Origin of the sequence: Pseudomonas sp. 2995-3 (assembly GCF_002742565.1) — a bacterium.
Lineage (GTDB): Bacteria > Pseudomonadota > Gammaproteobacteria > Pseudomonadales > Pseudomonadaceae > Aquipseudomonas > Aquipseudomonas edaphica.
Genome location: NZ_LJSB01000223.1, coordinates 414,225 through 433,598, shown reverse-complemented (window position 1 = coordinate 433,598; position 19,374 = coordinate 414,225). Strand labels below are relative to the sequence as shown.

The following is a 19,374-nucleotide window of genomic DNA, read 5'->3' as shown; positions in this document are numbered from 1 at the left end:
GAGTGCTCAGGTCATGAACGACGGCCCAGCAACTCGGTGCAGGTTGCTTCAATGTGTTTCGATCAGGTACTGATCCAGGAATGGTCAGCCCCAACTTTCACATTGAACGTGTAGCGAAGCGGGAAGTAATGCTCCTTGGTCTTCAGGATCTGGTAGGGCGCTGTGACTGGCGCCACCACGCCGTGACGTGCATAGGCCTCACTCACGCTTTGTTGAATGTTGACAACCGGACCCTGCGCCACGAGTTTGCCATCGACTAATGTTGCTTCTTTAGAGAGGCCATCCAAGCCTAAGTCGTACATGTCGGGTCTTTTCATTTTAAGCGTGTCATTAAACATATTCGGCCCTACGGTATCGAAAATTTTTGCCTCATACTCCTTGAATTCCGGGGTGAATTGCAGCCTGCCCTCGGGGCCTCGAGTGATAGTCGGTCGATTATTCGCAAAGTAGGGTTTGTTAGTCGCAAACCGTTTATTCATTTCCCTGATCATCTCGTCAAGCACCGGGTTGCCGGGTCGAGTAGCAAAGTTACTGGTGTTATAGAACGTTTTGTAATCGGCCACTTGGTGCGTCACTGGTAAACCGAGCAGCACATCGTCGGCGCCTGCTGCTACATCGACGGCACCGACGTTGCTTTGGATAAGATCATCGGTGTCCAGGTAAAAACCACCGTGTTTATTCATTATCGGGTAGCGGGCTACATCCGAAGCTGCCGCCAGATTCTTCCCTTGCCCTTGTCGGAAGTAGTTGTACATTTCGCCGGTCTTCAACTGCTTGAATGCGGCATCTTCATTAAGATTGAGCACCGTCACGCCGGGAATTTTCTCCTTCAGCTTGCTTTCTATTTGTTTGAACACAGCGGGGCTGTCGGCGTCCGCGTGCAGGACTGTTTTATAGCTTGAAGCTCGGGTGGCGTTTTTGGTCATGTTGTCGACCAAGTGGGTGGGAATCTCCTGGCCCGCCCAGAAATAGTTCAACGTTTTGGGCACGGGAGCCAGTTGTTTGGGGATTCTGGGAATCGACGAAATATCCACAAAGTTATAGTGATGGGCGCTGGCTTTTTTAGCCTTTCTGGACGCTTCAAGTGTTCCCCGTTGCCAGTGGCCTTTGGTAGTTCGCCAGTAATACTGCTGGCCTTGCTCGTGGGTGCCTCTCCATGCGCCGGCCGTGCTGTCGAACGCAACTTCCTGATCAACGTTTTTGTAAGTAATCCTGAATGGATTGCCTGAGGTTTCCACGCGTTTAATATCGTCCATCGGCACTACGTAGGTTCCATCTCCCAGCCTGAAAGGCGTCGGTGTGCCACCTGCGCCGGCCAGCAAACGTTCGGATCGGGATAAAGGTGCCCACCCTGTAGGGCCAAGATCCTTGACGGGTATATCGGGGCTCGTGCCGTTCGGATGGCGGATGACGCGCCGGCCGTCTTTGACTTGGGACTCAAAGAGCCTGCCATCAACCTTCACATATTCGCGTTTACTGCGGCCCACCAACACGTTGTTCTGCAACCCCGTGGTCGATAGCTCGTCTGCGGCGATGTAGCGGGCTTCATAACTGTGCAGATCATCCAGTGAGCGTACTTCTCCATTGGCAGCAACGCGGTTAGGTTTAAAGTCTCTCAAGGGCAGGCCCATGGCGCGTTGCTTCAATGCATCGTATTCATGCCAATTACCCAGAAACATCACAGCCTGGCGCTCGACTGTTTCTTGGCCCACCTGGATTGTCCCGGTTGCTGCCAGGCCGTGTTGCTTGCTGATGTTCTGGATTGCGTCGTCACTGGAGATTGCTCGCAAACTATTCGAGTCGCCCGGTTTTGGCACGTCTGGGACGAAGTTCTCCAGCGGCTTGCCGTAGGCCTGCTTCGTGCGCGGATCCAAGGCGTACCACTTATGGGTTGTCTCATCGAACTTAGCCAGGGCTTTTGTGTTGCGAGCGCTGTTGGCGGCACTGAATGCGCCTTCAGCGATATCGGCCCTTTTGGCCACCTCCAACAGGTTGACATGGCGGTACGAACGGCGCAGATCATTGACACCTTTATAGGCTTTGCCGGCTACAAACTTTACGCCCCTTATAGCGCTACGCGCGAGGTCATCAATACCGCCCAACGGATTGAGCGCGCCCACTGCTGCCCGCCCGACAATCTTGAACCCCAGGGCAGCTTTTGACAGCACGGAAGCACCGACAAATGAAGCTCTCGCGGCCTTGGCAGCGGAGCCGACGCCGACCACGAAACCAAAAATGTCGAACGCCAAGTCGAGAACACCGTCGGCAGTCTTGCCCTCGTTGAAATTTTTAATGGCCGACCTGAACGGAATAAAGCCCAGCAGGACCTCGCGAATGGCTTCGGTGGTGCTGTGTTCCGTCTGAAAGGTCGTTGCTCCCCTGGAATATGCGCCCAACTCAGGCAGCTTCATATCCTCAATCAATGCATCGGCCAGGTATTGGGTTCTGGCACTGGCAACGCTATCAGGTATACCCGTGGCGCCTTTGCGTTCGTCTGTTATTCCCGCGGGGTGCTCACCCCTGGGCGTTATCTGGTCTGCTATGTAACGTGGTCCAGTAGAGGCAAGGCTGGCGGGCGGGAGTGATTCATAAAACAGGCTCGGCCGCGGGGTGATAGTGCCCTCCAGCCGGTTGATTGCGTACTGCCTGGTCTGAGGTTTACCGTTGACGGTACGCAGGGTCTCGACCAGTACCACGCCTGTTTCAACACGCTTGTCATAACTGGAGCCTTGAATGCGGTCGTAGCGAATTTCTTTGTGTACGACGATTTCGCCGAACGCCAGATTTTGCCGGTCTTCCAGTTGCAATTTCGAAATCATGACCTTGAACTGCGCCGACGTGGCCTTTTTGACGGCGTCAGAGAACGTGCGAAAGTCCTCATTGAACTGCTTGATGGGATCCGGCAGGGTTTTGAGGATTGGCAGCAGATCGCCGATATTGATTTCGTCTGATGATGAAACCCATACCGCAGGCTTTCTGTTGTCGGAATCTGGTGGTGGGGATCTAAGCGCCCTGCGATCAATGAGCAGGTCCAACAGTGAGTAGGGGCCGGGGTATACGTTGGTAGAGGGCTGCGACGTAATGCACTTTTTCTCAAACAGCGCTGGGTCCATCCCGGGGCATGCTTTTTTCAAAAGCTCGACCGCAATGGCTTTGGTGGTCGGCGTCTCGAGGAGCGGCAGTGAGGCGGCTTCGCTCATTTCGCTGATATGCCGGTTGAACGCCTCACGCACCTCGGACAGGGCTGTCTGCGTGGTCGGATAGCCCATGCCGTTGGGAACGCCCCAGGCTTTGATCGCCTCGTTCTGGGCGGCATATTCGATCTGGCGTTCCTCGTTCGAGATCGGTGCAATATTGGCCGCGAGCATGATTTGCGCGTAGTCCATGTTGGCTGTCGCGCCTGGCGCTTTCGCTTCCACGCGCGCTACCGCCGTGGTGAAGCTGACCCAGCTGTGCGAACCCATCGTCACTTCCTGCGGGATACCCTTGACCAGAAACTGCGGTGCGCGACTGGCGAGCATGAGGTGGGCCTGCACGGCTGCTGTTTGCGCGCTGGAAGCAAGGCCGTTGGCAAGCAGATGCTCCTCCAGCTCCTTGACCACCCTCGAAGCCGATTTATGGCTGTTGTGGGCTGAAACCAGGGGGTAGCCCTCAATACGTGTTTCACCGTGGGCTTGGTCGTATTTCCCCACGCCCAAGGCCGCCAGCAGCCAGTCGGTGACACTGCCTTTGACTGAGCGAGCCTCGAATGTGGCTTCAATTGCCTTGCCCAGTGCGGTGCCTCTGTCTGAACTTATCAAGCTGCTGATCAACTGCCGCGGATTCAGCTGTTCCTGCGCAGAGATCGATCTGCCGTTGAGCAGATAATCCAGGACATGCTTGAAGGGTTTTAATGTGACGTCGCCGAATTTTCCTTCGGTAATACCCATCTTTAATTGGGTCTGGTTGTCACGTGCAAGTGGTTCGGGCCATGTCAGCGCGCCGCCCAAGTCGCCATGGGGGGCGGCCTTGGGGGGCGTCGTGAGGAGCGCGCTGGAGAGGTTTTCCAGTTGCTCGGGGTTGGTGGGGACGTCAATGCCATGCTCCGTCAGAAATTGAAGCAGGCTGGTTTCGTTGGCGGCGCCAGTGCCCGTTGGCCGGTAGGTGCTGTCTGCAGACAGTGGCAGCGGCTGTCCCAGTTCGGGCTGGAGTTCCTCGAACTTTTTACTGCCATCCTCCAGGGCCATCGCCAGGCGTTGCAGTGCAGCGCCCGCCCGGTGCCAGTTGTGGATATCACCCAGTGCCGCTTTCTGTTCCTGTAGTGTTTCTTCGCTGCGCGACTGGATCTTGTCCGCAAAGCGGCCTGGATCGAGGGTTTTGAAGTTACCCGTCTGGTGGCTGATTTCGTCCGCTCGCTTGAGCATGCCAGACAGCGTCAGGTTCTGTGGCTCCTGATAAAATCGACCGACGAGCTTCCAGGGTACAGGTGCGTCCGGGCTATTGACGGGAGGCGCAAAAGGAAATTCGCCATCTATGACGCTCGCGGCCCGCAGGATAGGCCCGCTCAGGGCAGCCCACTGGCTGTCGTCCTGGCCCAGCGTGTGTAATGTGCTTAGCGGGTCAAGAAAGCGCTCACGGTAAAAGGAAATCTGACCTGATTTTGGATCGATTTTTATTGAGGTGGTATCAACCCCCAAGGCCTTGATCCACTGCTGAACATCGGGCGATTGGAAGGCATCATGCAAGTGCCTCCACCATTGGCCAAAGGTGGAGTGGGGAGCAATGTGATCGAAGTCTTCAACATGAGTGCGACGGCCAGCCAGGTTCAGGGCGATCGCGTATTGCATGGCCAGTTCGATGTCTCCATTGGCCCGTGTGGCAGCCTGCGCTTCCTGCGGGGCCGCGGTGTCACGTTTTGGCCTTGAAAGCGGCGGCAGTAGCGGCAACGTTGGAGCTGATGAAGGGCGTGCGATGATCTGATTGGAAACACTGTTCATAGTGGGCTGCCGTTGTGCGTGTGGGAATAGCGCCTCGACGTGGGAACTAACGAGGCATTTCCCTTACGTAACAGCCGCTTCGGTTTGATTCCCTGCTTCCACCGATTCAGTCGTAACCCTATATTTCGCCCCCTCCAGGCCAACCTGCCTGGCCCAGGTTCAATGTGTTTCCATTAACTGCGAACCGATGGTTTTCATCCGAATCATATCCATCAACTGGCGCAAACCCGGTTGCGACTGGCGGCGGCTCGGGTAGTACATGCACAGCGGTTCGCCCATGCAGGCCCAGTCCGGCATGACTTCCACCAGTCGGCCCTCGGCAAGCTGCTGCTGCACGCGGTCGGACAAACAATAGGCAATCCCCACGCCTTGCAACGCAGCATTGACGATGGTTTCTGTGTCGGCCGCACTGAAGTGTCCGGGCACATCGATGCGTTGTTGGCGCGCACCGTTGCCCAGCTCCCATTTGTAGGTGGTCTTGTCGCCCAGGTACATGCGGATGCACGCGTGCTCCAGCAGGTCCTTGGGTACCTGAGGTGTACCGCGACGGGCGAGGTAGGCGGGGGAGGCGACCATGATCCAGCGCAGTGCGCCGGTCAGCGGCACCGCGACCATGTCCTGTGGCACGGTCGCACCGTAGCGGATACCCGCGTCGTAGCCTTCGGCAATGATGTCGAGCATGTGGTCTTCGACGATCAAGTCCAGGCGCAACTGCGGGTAGGCGTCGGTGAAGTCGCCGAGGATCGGCGCCAACAGCAGCACGGCTGCATCCCGTGGCACATTGATGCGCAAGCGGCCAATCGGCGCTTCGCGGTGCAGCTCCAGGGTATCGAGACCGTCCTGGATGACGGCAAAGCCCTGGGTGAGTTTTTCCGCCAGCAGGGTGCCGGCGTCAGTCGGTTCCACCGCGCGGCTGGTGCGGTACAGCAGCTTGACCCCCAGGCGCGTTTCGAGGTTGCGCATGGTGTGGCTCAGCGCCGAGGTGGTCACGCCCAGCTCATGGGCGGCATGGCGAAAACTGCGGCGCCGGATGATCGCCATGAACACATTCAGATCGGCCAATTCGGAACGATTAAAAGCCGCCATATCAAGCCTCTTTACTAGGAGTTCGGTTGCATGGGGCGTTGAGCCCTATTCAACATCGGATGATCTAGAGTAATTGTTTTCCTACGTATTTTTGCTCTTCGAGGAGTTTTTTATGCGCATCGAGACCCTCCGGATTGCCGGCATCGACAAGGCCGTCTCGCGGATTGCCCTCGGCACCTGGTCCATGGGGGGGCATTTGTGGGGCGGTGCGGACAACGAGCAGTCGATCAAGACCATTCGTCATGCATTGAACTGCGGCATCAACCTGATCGACACTGCGCCGGTGTATGGCCTTGGGCTGTCCGAAGAACTGATCGGCAAGGCCGTGCGCGGCATGCGCCACAGCGCGGTGATTGCCACCAAGGCCGGCCTGCAATGGGACGACGGCACCACCCGGCGCAATGCCACGGCGCGGCGCATCCGCAAAGAAGTCGAAGACTCTTTGGTGCGCCTGGACACCGACTATATCGACCTGTACCAGGTGCACTGGCCCGACCCGCTGGTGGCCCAGGAAGAAACCGCCGAAGAGCTCGAGCGCCTGCGCCGCGAGGGCAAGATCCTCGCCGTTGGCGTGAGCAACTATTCCTGCGCGCAAATGGACGACTTCAGTCGGCACACGGCGCTGGCCACCGTGCAGCCGCCCTACAACCTGTTCGAGCGCGCCATCGACAGCGACATCCTGCCCTATGCCCGCCAGCGCTCGCTGGTGCTGTTGGCCTATGGCCCGCTGTGCCGTGGCTTGCTGACCGGCAGCATGCACTCGGCCACCCGCTTTGCCGGGGATGATGTGCGCAAGCTTGATCCCAAATTCAAGGCACCGCGTTTCGAGCAATACCTGGCGGCTGTGGCGGCGCTGGACAGCTATGCGCGCGAATGCCATGGCAAGTCGGTGCTGGCCCTGGCCATGCGCTGGGTGTTGGACCAAGGCCCGACCATTGCACTGTGGGGCGCGCGCCGCCCGGAACAATTGAAGGGTTTTGAAGAGGTGTTTGGCTGGCACCTGACCGCCGATGACCTGACACATATCGACCGTATTCTTGCCAGCACGATAAAAGATCCAATCGGGCCGGAATTTATGGCCCCCGCCAAACGTTAGCCTTAACGACAGGGATGTCGGCACACAAACACCATCCCTGTTCGTCGAGGTTTTTGCATGAAGCGCGGTACCGTATTCAAGAACGCTGGTGGTTTGCTTGCTGTGTTGGCTTTGCTGGGGGCCTGGCCAAAGCGATCCCCGACGCTTTCGTATCGGCGGCGGACGCTGGATGCCAATCACTGTGGCGGCTGCGCCCCCAGCTTGCCCCACATCTTCTTGCTGATCTTCTGCCGGTTGGCGTAACCGGCCCAGGGGTCATCCTTGAGCGTGCTCAAACGCTCATGCAGATTAGCCACCGTCCATTGCTGCGCACCGCGTAACCCGTTCAGTTCGTCCTTGCTCACCGGCACCGAGACCGGCAGGCCCGGGCGTGCCCGTACCGAATAGGCCGCCACCGTACTCGCGCCGCGGGCATTGCGCAGGTAGTCGATAAAGATCTTGCCAATGCGGTTCTTCGGGCCACTGGTAGCGGTAAAGCGTTCAGGCAGTTGCTGTGCCATAAACTGTGCGATGGCCTTGGCAAAGGCCTTTACTGTCTCCCAGCCGTCCCGGCGCGCCAGCGGGATGACCACGTGCAGGCCTTTGCCACCGCTGGTTTTGACGAACGCCTCAAGGCCCAACTCATCCAGTACCGACAGGGTCAATTGCGCGGCCTCCAGCATGCTTTTCCAGGGCAGCGCCGGGTCCGGGTCGAGATCAAGCACAAACCGGTCCGGGGTTTCGATTTTGTCGGCAGTCGCGCCCCAGGTGTGCAGCTCAATGGTGCCCATCTGCACGGCGCCGAGCAGGGCTTTGGTGGTGTCGATTTCCATCAGCCGTGCATGGCCAGGGTCGAGGTTCTGGTCCAGTTGTTTGATATGGGGAATGGCCAGGCGCTCTGCATGTTTTTGGAAGAATTGCTCGCCTTCGATGCCATCCGGCGCGCGCAGTAGCGAGACCGGCCGATGGCGCAGAAACGGCAGGAGCCATTCGCTGATGCTGGCGTAAAAGTCTGCCAACTGCTGCTTTTGCGTGCCACTTCGTGGATCGATCACGCGATCGGGGTGCGTGATGTTCACGCCGTTGCCGGCTTTTTTCGGCACTGAGGCCTGCTTGAGAGATTTGGCCGCGCGCGGTTGCTCATGGATGATCTGCGCCACAGGCTTGTCGCTGCGCATCGCCACGAATGAGGCTTGGCGTACCACGCCTTCGCGGGTCCATTCGGCGAAATTGACTTCGCCGACCAGCTCGGGCTCCACCCAGTGCACGCCGCGTGCCTGGCTGCTGGTCAGCGGGTTTTGCAGTGGCGAAGTTTTGCGCGCCAAAGGCGTGAGCTGGGCGTAAATCGCTTTGAGCGCGTGCTGATCAAACCCGGTGCCGACACGGCCGGCATACACCAAGCCGTTGTCGTCATTGACCGCCAGCAGCAACGCGCCGAAGCCGGTGCGCGAACCTTGCGGGCGGGTGTAACCGACAATCACAAACTCCTGACGCAGGCGGCATTTGAGTTTGATCCAGTCGGCACTGCGGCTGGACACATACGGGCTGCCGACGCGCTTGCCGATCACGCCTTCGAGCGCCAGGTCGCAGGCGCTTTCGAAGATGTCGCGTTGGTTGGCGGCGAAGGTTTCGGAAAACCGCAGCAATTTGCTGCGGCTGCCCGACAGCGCGGATTTAAGCGCAGCACGGCGCTGTTCCACGGGCGCTTCACGCAGGTCTTTTCCGTGTAAAAAAGGTGCATCGAACAGGTAGTAAACGATGTCCAGGCTGCGGCCGATATCGAACGCATTTTGCAACGCCTGGAAGTCCGGTAAACCATCGGCGTTAAGGCTGACCACTTCGCCATCCAGCCAGCTGTCCTTGAGCTTGAGGGCTTGAAGGGCCTTGACCTGGCGCGGCAAACGCTCGGTCCAGTCATGACCGTTGCGGGTGAACAGGCGCACATCGCCGTCGCGGATACGCGCCAGCATGCGGTAGCCGTCGAATTTGATCTCGTATTGCCAATCGCCGGGCGGGGCGCGGTCGACCAGGGTGGCCAGTTGTGGCGCGAATTGATCGGGCAGGGCGGTCTTGGCTTTCTGGCGCTTTGCCCGCGGTGCAGGCGCGGGCTTGCCCACGGTGGCATCGCTGAGCACGCTTTTGGGCTGGGCCTTTACGATGTCGTAGTCTGCGGCCGGGCGGGCTTGCTGATCCTTTTCCTTGATCAGCAACCACTGCTCCTTGTCGCCGCTGCCCTTGAGGCGGGTGCGTACCAGCGCCCAATCGCCGGAGAGTTTTTCACCGACCAGGGTGAATTTGAGTTTGCCGGCTGCATACGCCTTGTGCGGATCGTCGTGAGGCTGCCAGACCCCCCGATCCCACACGATCACATCGCCGGCGCCATACTGCCCGGCGGCGATATTGCCTTCGAAGTTGCCGTAACTCAGTGGGTGGTCTTCAACGTGGACCGCCAGGCGTTTCTGGCTGGGGTCCAGGCTCGGGCCTTTGGGCACCGCCCAGCTTTTGAGTACGCCATCAAGTTCCAGGCGAAAGTCATAGTGCAGGTTGCGCGCGTCGTGTTTTTGAATCACGAATGACAATGCCGAGGCTTTGGATTTGCTGGCAGGTGCATCACCTGCGGGCTCTGCGGTGATCTCGAAGTCGCGTTTGCGCGTGTATTCGCTCAGGGGCTTGGCCATGGCGTTCTCCTGCTGATGGCGGGCTCAAGAGGCCTTTTTGCTGGTTTTTTTCGCGGCCGGTTTTTTTGCTGCGGGCTTTTTCGCGGCGGGCTTGCCGGCCAGGCTGCGCTTGAGCAGTTCGGTCAGATCGATTACATCGGCAGATTTGCGTTCTTCGCTGCCTGGCTGGCTTTCGACGTCTTCTATTTTGCCGGCCTTGGCCTTCTTCGCCACCAGCGCCATGATCTTTTCCTGGAAGCTGTCGCGGTATTCGTCCGGCTGCCAGTCGGCGCTCATGTCTTCGACCAGGCGCTTGGCCATGTCCAATTCGCCCTTGGCCAGGCTCGGTTTGGTCACGTCACTGCCCAGTTCAAGCTCGTCGAGGCTGCGTACTTCGGCGGGCCAGCGCAGCATCACCAATACCAGCGCTGATTCCAGCGGCATCAGCGCTGCCAAGTGCTGTTTGGTGTGCAGCACCACATTGGCCAGGGCGACCTTGGCGGTTTTTTTCAGGGTCTCACGCAGCAGCGCATAGACTTTGCCGCCGCGTTTGTCCGGGGCCAGGAAGTAGGGCGTGTCGATGTTTTGCAGCGGGATCTGGTCGGCGGCAACAAAGGCAATGATTTCGATGGTCTGGGTCGACTTGGGGTGGGCCGAGCGAATCTCGTCTTCGCTGAGCACCACATAGCGGCCTTTCTCAAAGGCCACGCCCTTGACGATATTGTCTTTGGTGACTTCCTTGCCAGTCGTCTTGTTGATGCGCTTGTAGCCCACCGGGTCCATGCTGCGTTTGTCCAGCCAGTCAAAATCAACGCCCTGGGAGGACGTGGCCGAGACCAGCGAGACCGGGATATGGACCAAGCCGAAACTGATGGCGCCTTTCCAGATTGCCCTTGGCATGGCTGCGGTTCCTTGAGAAGAGTCGGTGTTCTGGTGACTCGCAGGCTGGCGCAAAAGTTTCGGCGGACGGATGCGCGGACAGATCGTGTTACATCTGATGAGAAACTATTTAATGTCGAAAGCCGAACCCAAGGCGTAGCGTGTTATCGAAAGCACGTACTACTCGCCCCAATGAGGCTTTGTCATGAACAGCTGTGTGCGTTACCTCGCCGTAGTCGCGTTGGGCTTGGCCCTCGCGCCATTGGCCCAGGCGCAGAACCTGCCCGGCAGCTACAACACCAATAACAGCCCAATCCATCGGGCTAACCCCAACAGCATGCAGGGCACCCAGCCCAATGCGCCGGCCGCCACCCGCGGGGTTCAACCCGCGCCGACCGGCCCTGCACCGACCGTGGAAAACGGCGGTATCGGCAATCGTTACCCGACGCGTAACGCGGCCCCGAGCCGTCCTGCCACTGCACCCAAAGCGCCCACTTACGATGCCAACGGCAATCGCCGGTAAGGACTCTGTCTTATGTTTCTACGCAAAACCCTGTTAGCCGCTATCTGCGCAACCCTGCTGCCCGTGACGGCCGTCATGGCGGCGGATGCCCAGCAGTTCCCCAGTGAGCAAGGCAGCATCACTGCCACCCCCATTGCCAAAGGCCTCGATCACCCGTGGGCCGTGGCGTTTCTGCCGGACAAACAAGGCTTCCTGGTGACCGAGCGCCCCGGCCACCTGCGCTTTGTCAGCCCGGACGGCAAGCTCTCTGCGCCGCTGACCGGCGTGCCGCAGGTGTGGGCCAAAGGGCAGGGCGGTTTGCTCGACGTGGTGCTGTCGCCAGACTTCAAGCAAGACCGCCTGGTCTACCTGTCGTATGCCGAAGGCGGCGGCGAGGGTGGCAAGGCCGGCACTGCCGTGGGGCGTGGGCGTTTGGCCGATGATTTGAGCGGGCTCAAAGACTTCAAAGTGATATTGCGCCAGGAGCCCAAACTGTCGACCGGCAATCACTTCGGCTCGCGACTGGCGTTCGACCGGGACGGCTACCTGTTTGTGACCCTGGGCGAGAACAATGACCGGCCGACGGCCCAGGACCTGGACAAGTTGCAAGGCAAGGTCGTGCGCATTTACCCGGATGGCCGTGTGCCGGAAGACAACCCCTTTGTGGGCCAGCAGGGCGTGCGCCCGGAGATCTGGTCCTATGGCCAGCGCAACCCGCAGGGGTTGGCGTTGAACCCCTGGAGCGGCACGATCTGGGAAAACGAACATGGCCCGCGCGGTGGCGATGAAATAAACATCATCGAGCGCGGCAAAAACTATGGCTGGCCCCTGGCAACCCACGGCATCAATTATTCGCTGACGCCGATTCCGGAAGCCAAGGGCAAGGCTGTGGAGGGCACTGTGGAACCCCACCACGTCTGGGAAAAATCACCCGGCATCAGTGGCATGGCGTTCTATGACGCCGAGCGTTTCAAAGCCTGGGACCACAACCTGTTTATCGGCGCGTTGGCCAGCCAGGAGTTGATTCGCCTGCAGTTCGATGGCGACAAGGTGATCCACGAGGAGCGCCTGCTGGGCGGGTTGAAGGCACGGATTCGCGATGTGCGTCAGGGGCCGGACGGCTTCCTGTATGTGCTGACCGATGAGGACAAGGGCGTACTGTATCGCGTCGGCTTGAATCAGGACTGACAGAGGCTGATGGTCCAATGTGGGAGCTGGCTTGAAGGCCGCCAATTTTTCCTGTGGCGAGCAGGCTTGTCCTGCGTTGGGCTGCGAAGCAGCCCCTAACCCGGACGCCGAGTTTTTTCAGGAAAATTGCAGTGCCTTCACTCGGGCCGCTTCGCAGCCCAACGCAGGACAAGCCTGCTCGCCACAATAACCGGTTGTGTAGATACCTATGCGTGTGGCTTACAGGCCGAGGTCGGATAACCCCGGATGATCATCCGGGCGCCGGCCCAACGGCCAGTGGAACTTGCGCTCGGTTGCTTTGATCGGCAGATCGTTGATGCAGGCAAAACGGTTGGCCATCAGGCCGTTTTCGTCGAATTCCCAGTTTTCGTTGCCATAGGAACGGAACCAGTTGCCGGAGTCGTCATGCCACTCATAGGCATAGCGCACGGCGATACGGTTGCCGGTGAATGCCCACAACTCCTTGATCAGCCGATAATCCAGTTCCTTGGCCCACTTGCGCGTGAGAAAACCCTTGGCCTCTTCGCGGTTATGCGCAAATTCGGCACGGTTTCGCCACTGCGTGTCAAGGGTATACGCCAGCGACACCCGTTGCGGGTCGCGGGAGTTCCAGCCGTCTTCGGCCAGGCGCACTTTTTCAATGGCCGATTCACGCGTAAACGGTGGCAGCGGCGGACGTTGTTCTGCTGTCGATGACATGGGGCAGCTCCTATCAATACCAAGGTGTTGTCGAAAGTTGCTCAGCCTGTGCGTTCAAAGTCCTAATAACGTTCGCGCCATGCATTGCGCATTATCAGCTGCTGTTGAATCGCCCATGACCAGGGCAACGGTAATGGCGCCATCGATCAGAATCAGCAGGTGCGCTGCCTGCCGTTCGGGGTCGGGGGTGCCATGTGCTTTACACAGTTCGAGGGCGTACTCGAACAGTTTTTGTTTATGCGCCTTGGCCAGCAGGCGCACCGGGTCTTGCGCATCGCCGGTTTCGCCACTGGTGTTGATAAAGGCGCAGCCGCGAAAGTCTGCCGAGCCAAACCAGGCCTTGAGTGCGCTGAACAGCGCCAGCAGGCGCTCGCCGCTGCCTTCGCTGCGTTCCACTTCAGTGCGTAGCCACTGCATCCAGCGTGCGTCGCGGCGTTGCAGGGCGGCGATGACCAGCTCGTCTTTATTGGCAAAGTAACGGTAAATACTTTTGCGTGAGACGCCGGCGGTTTTCACCAGTAACTCCATGCCGGTGGCGGCGATGCCGTGCCGATAGATCAACTTCTGGGTGACGTCGAGGATAATGTCGCGGGTTTCGTTGCTGTTAATATCGTTCATGCAACAAACAGTAGAACGATCGTTCTTCATGGTCAATTAAATTTTTTCCATTGGCCACGACGAGACCTGAGCAGCCCCATGGTGTAAGCTCTGTGCCTCTTCGGATTCGACCCATTGCGAGCCTTATGCCGTCGTTCTTCAAACGCTCCCTGTTGCCCAAACTGCGTGGTTTCCCGCTGTCTCCCGATGCCATCGACGTGCTGTCCGGTGCCGCTGCGTACCGTCTGTGCCTGCTGGAAAAAATCGCCCAGGCCACACAACGCATCTACATCGTCGCGCTGTACTTGCAGCAGGACGAAGCGGGGCAGGAAATCTACGACGCCTTACACGCCGCCAAGGCGGCACGGCCCGAGTTGGATATCGTGGTGGTGGTTGACTGGTTGCGCGCCCAGCGCGGCCTGATCGGCGCCGGCAAGCAGCCGGGCAACAGCGCCTGGTACCAGGCCATGACCCACTCCCACGCCAGCGAAGTACCGGTGTACGGCGTGCCGGTGCAAACCCGCGAACTGTTCGGCGTGTTGCACCTCAAGGGCTTTGTGATCGATGACAGCGTGCTGTACAGCGGTGCCAGCCTGAACAATGTGTACTTGCACAAGTTCGACAAATACCGCTTTGACCGCTATCACCTGATCCACAGCAAGTCCTTGGCTGACTCGATGCAACACCTGGTGGAACACGGCCTGGTCGCGTCCAAAGCCGTGCATCGCCTGGACCTGCCGAACCTGCCGACCACCCGCAGCCTGCGCAATGACATCGGTGACTTGCGCAGCCGCTTGAAGCACGCGACCTACGACACCACCACAGGTTTGCTGCCCAATGGGCACTTGTCGGTCAGCCCGTTGCTGGGTGTGGGCAAGAACAATCCGTTGAACCGGGTGATCCTCGAACTCATTGCCAGTGCCCAGCATCAACTGACCATCTGCACGCCGTATTTCAACCTGCCGCTGCCGGTGACCCGCGAAATAAACCGCGCCCTGGCGCGTGGGGTGAAGGTCGACATTATCGTCGGCGACAAAACCGCCAACGATTTCTACATCCCGCCCAGCGAGCCGTTCAAGGTGATCTCGGCCTTGCCTTACCTGTATGAAATCAGCCTGCGCCGCTTCGCCAAACGCCATCAGCCGATGATCGACAGCGGCCAGTTGAACCTGCACTTATGGCGTGACGGCGACAACACTTATCACCTTAAGGGTATGTGGGTCGACCAGCGTTACACCTTGCTCACGGGCAACAACCTCAACCCACGGGCATTCCGCCTCGATCTGGAAAATGCCTTGCTGATCGATGATCCCAAGGGCGAGTGGCTGGCGCCGCGGCGCACAGAGCTCGCGCAGATCTTCCAGCACACCACGCGCATCGAGCGGTATCAGCAATTGCAGACCCTGGTGGAGTATCCGCCAGCAGTCGGCAAGTTTTTGCGCCGGGTCAGCCGGGTGCGGATTGAGCGGTTGCTTTACCGGATCTTGTAGGAAAGCGGACGCGTTACCGCAAACTCTCAGAAGGTCTTCGCCATCTTGAGAGTTTGCCTACACCCAGGTTCGTACATTTCTCTGTGGAACAGATCTAAGGGACGCGCACGCTGCCACTCGCTTGTGCGCACATACCTGCGCTCATTGAGTGGATCTCCCTCCCGCAAGGGCTTGGTCGCCAGATGGTGGCCCACAACGGGCACATCCTTTCGGTGCCGGTTCAAGCGCTCAGGTTTTCACACTATTCCTCAGTCGATCGAGAAATTTCCTACTCTGCATCTCAAGAATTCTTAATATTTTCTTAACCGACTGTTTTTAGGGACGAGAACTCTCATCAACCCAACCGGTAGAGAGAATTTTTGAATGTCGACAAGCCTTTCCAAGGGTAGCGTTACAGTTGTCAGTCATCCCCACCTGTCTCAGATGCAGCTCCCCACGGGGCCTGCTGTAAAGCCTGCAACGCCTGACCCCGCTGTTTTGCCAATGATTGAAAACGGGCCGCCTGCAGGCGCACCCCGCCCGGTACGCGGACAGCTGACGCAATTCAAGTTTGAACCCGCATCGATACGCAAGACGCGCGAGGTTGCGTCTGAAAGTGACGCGCACGCCCCCGACGCTGAGCGCAAAACAGCGGTTTATCCCGCATTGGCGCAAGCAAAAAAAGCCGACAGCAGCCTGCAGAAAACCCTCACTCATCTGCTGACTACCCACAAACTGAACGCCGACCCGTTTCCTCCAGGTGCCTCGATAAGGCCCTTCATTGATGCCTACACTGAGGCGGTGAACGAGCCACAGGTGCAGGCCTGGCTGACATCCAAAGGCCTGGATCTATCAACTGCGCTTGTTTTCAGCGACAGGGTCGAAGGCACAGTGGTGGTTGACGGCAAAACAGTCGCGCGAACCTTCACGACCACCGACGGCTCCGGCTGGTGGGAGGTCAGCGCGAAAGTGAGTGCGGCAGTGAAGCAGTTGAAGCCGAGTGATATGGGTGTATTGCTGCCGGGCCAGCACACGGTCAAATTTCGCGATTTTAATGCGGTGCTCGAATTCTACGGTGTGGAATATCCGGCCCCTCAAATAGATGCAAAGGCGCTTGGGAAACGCCTGAAAAAACACGGCTGGCCGCCGATATCCGACCAGCATCGCGACCAGTGGCGCCGGCAGTATGAGCAGCTCATGCAGCACAACAGTGACATTGATGTGCGAACGCACCTCACCTCTCAGTTGCGAGGGTTGGTCAAGGACCGTGGGGAGGGTGATACGCCCACTCTGAGCGCGCAGTACGCCACCGTTTATCCTGAATCGACGCTGGCACACAAAAGTCATGCGCCCCGTGAACGTTTTGTTGAGTGGCTGGGCAGGCCGGCGTTCAAGGCTTTCATCGAGAGGTCCGGTCTGGGTGGTGCTGAGAGCGTTTACAGGATATCCAATGGAAGCCTTGAGATACGTGACTCGGCCAATCAATGGATCAGTGTTCAAGTCATTCTTGACCAAGAGATCTACAACGTTTCGATAGGTGGCAGCCCGGCCGAAAAAGCCGCTATCCACGCGCTCAATAACGACCTCCATCAACTGGTAGAGATGAGCAAGGCGACCGGGAATGCCCTGTACTCCCAGGCCGTTTATGACGTGCGGCAAGTACTGGCGTTTTCCGGGCTGGGAAGCCCCGAAACGGTTACGCAGATCAATTCGGCCATCAGTTGGCTGACCGCCAAGCTGCCACCCGCGCCAACGCAGGGTGACTATGCCCGTTTGTCACCTTATACATGGGCCCCTGGCGCGCTGTCGCCCGCTGACCTGAACGTGTTGAAGGCAGCGTCCAGCGGGCCTGGCTCGGTGTCCGAACTGTTCGCCAGCCATATGGCCCGGACAAATTTGCCCCGCGACCCTGACCTGCAACTGCAGCAGTTTTTCGATTCGCACGAGGCGATCATCAAGGCTCAGGCATTGGCGCAGCAGTTGAATATGGCTGAGGTTACCGGCGGCAAACAGCTGTCAAAGGCTACCCGCCATCAACTCCTGGCGGCCACCATCAAGGCCAGCGTCAATGCACAGATGCCTGGCAAGCCTGGGATGGTTGCGGGCTACGACATTTATCAGCCCAACAACCTTGGTCGTACCTTGGACGAAGTACGTGCTGACATTGAAGGCTTATTGAGAAAAAAGGGTGCCGACGTCAATACCGCGCCCTTGATCGCCCATATGTTGTTGGCACAGGCGGCCCCCGAGTTTCTGATCAAACCGGATCCTGGGTTATCGCCACAGGCACCTGAGGCGCTCAAGCTGTCTCCTGGCCAAGTCAGCGTGGGCTCGACCGCTTGGATGAGCCTGCGCCTGGGTTGCGCCATGGCGGAAAAACTCAGTGGGGCAGGCAGTTCGCGCGCATTGAACATCTCGGAGGCGCAAGCCCTTACCCGACTCGAACCCATGGGGCCGGAGCACGAGACGCTGATCAAATGCCTGGGGGCTGCGCCTCTGTTGGATTGGGCGGTGATGGCCGGTGTGTTTCCCAAAACCAGCGATGGGACTTATTCCGCAGGGGATTATCGGGCGGCCGCGCAAGCGTTTGCTGACCGCCAGAGCAGTACTGTCGCGGCCTTCCAGAGCCTGACAAGTGAGCCACCTTCGCAGACGAGCCTATTGATTGATCAATTGGTTCTGTTGTTTCCCGAAATGACGCGGGATGAGATCGCCAAGATCAAGTTGACGCTGGTGACCGACAAACCGTATGACGCCAGAAACGAGGGCCACCTGGAAACACGTACCCCGTTGTTGACCGAGTTGATCCTTGCCGGAGAACCTGAGGAGGACCCTTTTTTCGTGGCTCAGCAGTGGGTGAATACGCGACTTTTTGGCGAGAAGAAATACGCATTCACGCACCCCACTATCTCCCAGGAAACCTTTGAAGAAAGAATCAAGAAGCTTCCACGTATCAAGCCGCTGGTAGCGCCGGCAGTGGACCAATACCTGGCCGACAGTCGTCGCGCACAGGAAACGGTGATCAAACTGATGATCGCCAATGCACCGCTGGATGTACGCACAGGGTTGGAGTCCGGCGATGTGGAGATTTTCACGTTGCGTGAGGAAACCGGGGAATCCCTGGCACAGGATCAGGGGAGCGACTCGAAGGTGGTCGAAAAGAGGGCCAAGCAGGGTGTGTTGTTGCGCTACAAAAACAAGGGGCCAGAGGGAGGCTATACCTGTCTCGAAATGTTCCCGGGGTCCATGAAAGTGTGCAAGCGTAACTTGCTGTTCTCTACGTTAAAGTTGGACGGGGTGATTGAAAAGGGGACGGTCCCGTATGGTCCTTTTGCCAATGTACCTGCGGACTATCGCAAGGCAACACAAGTAGATTTTGACCTTCAGGCCTATCAGACAGGCAGCGAGCTGCGTCCCGGCGTGCGAACCAAGGCCATTATCGAAAAGTTCGGAGAGACGTTGCCGGGGCAGAGTTCGTCGAGGTGGGCCAGCAGCACGCCAGGTGCTGTGCCTAACAGTTGGGCGTCGAAAAAAACCAACGATATAGCCAGGGCCATCGTCAACGCTACGTTCGATGTGAAGCGCGAGACGCTGTTGGAATACGCCAACGCGCCGACAACGCTACAGAGAAGACGCAGTTATCCGTTTGATTCCGGAAAGGTCTTTACCCGTGAAAACCTCAGGATGGTATTAAGCCTGATCCCATTTGTGGGGGCGATTGCCGATATCGCCGACGGCAACATTGGCGCAGGCCTGAAGGGGCTGGTGATCGACTTTACTTCCTTTGCGTTTACCGGTGGGTTACGTGGCTTTTTCAGTGGGTTCAAAACGGTTGTGCCGTTCGGCAGTCGTGCGTTTACGATGACCGCGCTGAAGGGCGGATCGAAAACGTTGCGCGGTTTGTTCAACCCGCTGGACGGGGTTTTTGATGTGTTCAGGATTGGCCCCAAAGCCCTGGGGGCGGCCAGGCAGGTGCTCAGAGGCGAATTGGTTTGTGTGGGGCCAGGCTTTTTTCTGACGACCACCGCCTTTGAGAAATGCCGTTGGGGGCTTGGGGCGTATGACGCGTTAGCCCCACGGCAGGCGAGCGGCGCTTACCCAGGAAGCCAGCTGGGCGTGAGTCGAAGTTGCCCGACATATGCGGTACAAATAGACACTAAATGGTATGCGATTGATCCGGTAACGCAGATACCCACTGGAGCGCCAATTGAAGACTTCAAGCCCGACGCACCGGTGAACTAAGCAC

At 58.5% G+C, this 19,374-nt stretch carries 11 protein-coding genes; 5 read left to right on the top strand and 6 right to left on the bottom strand.

The window, feature by feature from the left end; all coding sequences use genetic code 11:
* Nucleotides 1-62 precede the first annotated feature (62 nt).
* Together AOA62_RS22885 and AOA62_RS22880 are read right to left on the bottom strand one after the other, a co-directional pair.
* Nucleotides 63-4,976 carry a glycosyltransferase gene (locus AOA62_RS22885; protein WP_256592467.1) on the bottom strand — a complete coding sequence of 1,638 codons (4,914 nt, stop codon included), beginning with the start codon at nt 4,974-4,976 and terminating at the stop codon, nt 63-65.
* 159 nt (nt 4,977-5,135) lie between these two features.
* Nucleotides 5,136-6,062: a LysR family transcriptional regulator gene (locus tag AOA62_RS22880; protein ID WP_017135525.1), complete on the bottom strand. Its 927-nt coding sequence runs from the start codon at nt 6,060-6,062 to the stop codon at nt 5,136-5,138.
* A gap of 112 nt (nt 6,063-6,174) precedes the next feature.
* Here AOA62_RS22880 and AOA62_RS22875 point away from each other — a divergent pair, with 112 nt between their 5' ends.
* A complete protein-coding gene (locus AOA62_RS22875; RefSeq protein WP_099549847.1) occupies nt 6,175-7,158 on the top strand; it encodes an aldo/keto reductase in 984 nt (327 codons plus the stop codon).
* A gap of 176 nt (nt 7,159-7,334) precedes the next feature.
* On the opposite strand, the gene ligD is transcribed toward AOA62_RS22875, so the two are convergent.
* Both ligD and AOA62_RS22865 read right to left on the bottom strand, forming a co-directional pair.
* Nucleotides 7,335-9,815 carry a DNA ligase D gene (gene ligD, locus AOA62_RS22870; protein WP_099549846.1) on the bottom strand — a complete coding sequence of 827 codons (2,481 nt, stop codon included), beginning with the start codon at nt 9,813-9,815 and terminating at the stop codon, nt 7,335-7,337.
* A gap of 24 nt (nt 9,816-9,839) precedes the next feature.
* Nucleotides 9,840-10,694 (bottom strand): Ku protein, encoded by an 855-nt coding sequence (locus AOA62_RS22865; protein ID WP_099549845.1) that lies wholly within the window; start codon nt 10,692-10,694, stop codon nt 9,840-9,842.
* A 184-nt stretch (nt 10,695-10,878) separates the two neighbouring features.
* On the opposite strand from AOA62_RS22865, the gene AOA62_RS22860 reads away from it, so the two are divergent.
* The gene (locus AOA62_RS22860) at nt 10,879-11,196 is read left to right on the top strand and encodes a hypothetical protein (protein ID WP_099549844.1); all 318 of its coding nucleotides are present in this window, start codon (nt 10,879-10,881) and stop codon (nt 11,194-11,196) included.
* Nucleotides 11,197-11,208: 12 nt separating this feature from the next.
* Complete coding sequence (locus AOA62_RS22855) at nt 11,209-12,363, top strand: PQQ-dependent sugar dehydrogenase (RefSeq protein ID WP_099549843.1); 1,155 nt, start codon at nt 11,209-11,211, stop codon at nt 12,361-12,363.
* Between the two features lie 219 nt (nt 12,364-12,582).
* On the opposite strand, the gene AOA62_RS22850 is transcribed toward AOA62_RS22855, so the two are convergent.
* Together AOA62_RS22850 and AOA62_RS22845 are read right to left on the bottom strand one after the other, a co-directional pair.
* Entirely contained in the window at nt 12,583-13,062 is a 480-nt protein-coding gene (locus tag AOA62_RS22850; protein WP_099549842.1) for a nuclear transport factor 2 family protein, read from the bottom strand.
* Between the two features lie 54 nt (nt 13,063-13,116).
* Nucleotides 13,117-13,680, bottom strand: a complete 564-nt coding sequence (locus AOA62_RS22845; protein WP_099549841.1) for a TetR/AcrR family transcriptional regulator — start codon at nt 13,678-13,680, stop codon at nt 13,117-13,119.
* Between the two features lie 125 nt (nt 13,681-13,805).
* Here AOA62_RS22845 and pssA point away from each other — a divergent pair, with 125 nt between their 5' ends.
* Both pssA and AOA62_RS22835 read left to right on the top strand, forming a co-directional pair.
* Nucleotides 13,806-15,149 carry a CDP-diacylglycerol--serine O-phosphatidyltransferase gene (pssA, locus tag AOA62_RS22840; RefSeq protein WP_017135533.1) on the top strand — a complete coding sequence of 448 codons (1,344 nt, stop codon included), beginning with the start codon at nt 13,806-13,808 and terminating at the stop codon, nt 15,147-15,149.
* A 363-nt stretch (nt 15,150-15,512) separates the two neighbouring features.
* Nucleotides 15,513-19,370 carry a hypothetical protein gene (locus AOA62_RS22835; protein ID WP_099549840.1) on the top strand — a complete coding sequence of 1,286 codons (3,858 nt, stop codon included), beginning with the start codon at nt 15,513-15,515 and terminating at the stop codon, nt 19,368-19,370.
* Nucleotides 19,371-19,374 lie beyond the last annotated feature (4 nt).

Coding starts and splice junctions, on each gene's coding strand:
- AOA62_RS22850 (WP_099549842.1), bottom strand. CDS start 13,062: ATGTCATCGACAGCAGAACAACGTCCGCCGCTGCCACCGTTTACGCGT.
- AOA62_RS22860 (WP_099549844.1), top strand. CDS start 10,879: ATGAACAGCTGTGTGCGTTACCTCGCCGTAGTCGCGTTGGGCTTGGCC.
- AOA62_RS22885 (WP_256592467.1), bottom strand. CDS start 4,976: ATGAACAGTGTTTCCAATCAGATCATCGCACGCCCTTCATCAGCTCCA.
- AOA62_RS22835 (WP_099549840.1), top strand. CDS start 15,513: ATGTCGACAAGCCTTTCCAAGGGTAGCGTTACAGTTGTCAGTCATCCC.
- pssA (WP_017135533.1), top strand. CDS start 13,806: ATGCCGTCGTTCTTCAAACGCTCCCTGTTGCCCAAACTGCGTGGTTTC.
- ligD (WP_099549846.1), bottom strand. CDS start 9,815: ATGGCCAAGCCCCTGAGCGAATACACGCGCAAACGCGACTTCGAGATC.
- AOA62_RS22845 (WP_099549841.1), bottom strand. CDS start 13,680: ATGAACGATATTAACAGCAACGAAACCCGCGACATTATCCTCGACGTC.
- AOA62_RS22875 (WP_099549847.1), top strand. CDS start 6,175: ATGCGCATCGAGACCCTCCGGATTGCCGGCATCGACAAGGCCGTCTCG.
- AOA62_RS22865 (WP_099549845.1), bottom strand. CDS start 10,694: ATGCCAAGGGCAATCTGGAAAGGCGCCATCAGTTTCGGCTTGGTCCAT.
- AOA62_RS22880 (WP_017135525.1), bottom strand. CDS start 6,062: ATGGCGGCTTTTAATCGTTCCGAATTGGCCGATCTGAATGTGTTCATG.
- AOA62_RS22855 (WP_099549843.1), top strand. CDS start 11,209: ATGTTTCTACGCAAAACCCTGTTAGCCGCTATCTGCGCAACCCTGCTG.